This is a genomic window from Alicycliphilus sp. T452, from assembly GCF_054512775.1.
This window is the reverse complement of sequence record NZ_JBTNEH010000074.1, coordinates 1-890: the sequence shown is the minus strand read 5'-3', so window position 1 is coordinate 890 and position 890 is coordinate 1. Positions and strand designations below refer to the sequence as shown.

The window sequence follows — 890 nt, the reverse complement described above, 5'->3', positions numbered from 1 at the left end:
ACATCCACGCGGCCAGGGCATCGGCATCGAAAGCATGCGGCCCAGAAACGGGGCGCGTGCCCATGAATTGATCAAACGTGCTCATGTGCGGGCCCACTCGAAAGGAAAAACGAAACAGCGGATCAATCGTCGGCCTCGGCAACGCGCATCAGCGCCGCGCGGTCGCGCACCACCAGGCCGCCGGGCTCGATACGGATCGCCCCCTCGCGCTCCATGGCCTTGAGCTCCTGGTTCACGCGCTGGCGCGAGGCGCCCAGCAACTGCGCCAGCTCCTCCTGCGCCAGCTGCAGGCCGATGCGGATCTCGCTGCCATCGTGCAGGCTGGGCACGCCATAGCTGCGCACCAGATGCAGGATCTGCTTGGCCAGGCGCGAGCGCAGGGGCAGGGTGTTGAGATCCTCCACCAGCCCGAAAAGCTGGCGGATGCGCCGCGCATGCAGGCGCAGCATGGCCTCGTACAGCTCGGTGTGCGCGGCCAGGATCTTCTTGAAATCGGCGCGCGTCACGCACAGGATGGTGGAATCGCCATGGGCATAGGCATCGTGGGTGCGCCGGTCGCCGTCGAAGATGGCCACGTCGCCGAACCAGATGCCCGGCTCCACATAGGTCAGCGTGATCTGCTTGCCCGAGAGGCTGGTGGAACTCACGCGCACGGCGCCGCGGGCGCAGGCAATCCACTCCTCGGGCGGATCGCCGCGCGCGGCGATGAGGGCGCCGTCCTTGTAGCGTTTCACGGTAGCGCATCGCAGTATGTCGTGGCGCAAGGAAGGGGAGAGGGAGGAAAACCAGCGACCGCCATTGATCGCCTCGCGTTCGTCGATGGTAAGAATGGGTTCGTCCATGGTCTGTCGTTTGCGTGACTGGGGTGCGGGCCATTGTCGCGTGCTCGG

1 protein-coding gene is annotated in these 890 nt (G+C 66.1%); it reads right to left on the bottom strand.

Annotation, left to right across the window (positions count from 1 at the left end; translation table 11 throughout):
• Window positions 1–122: 122 nt before the first annotated feature.
• Window positions 123–842 (bottom strand): Crp/Fnr family transcriptional regulator, encoded by a 720-nt coding sequence (locus ACX12L_RS22960; RefSeq protein ID WP_459264575.1) that lies wholly within the window; start codon window positions 840–842, stop codon window positions 123–125.
• Between the last annotated feature and the right edge of the window lie 48 nt (window positions 843–890).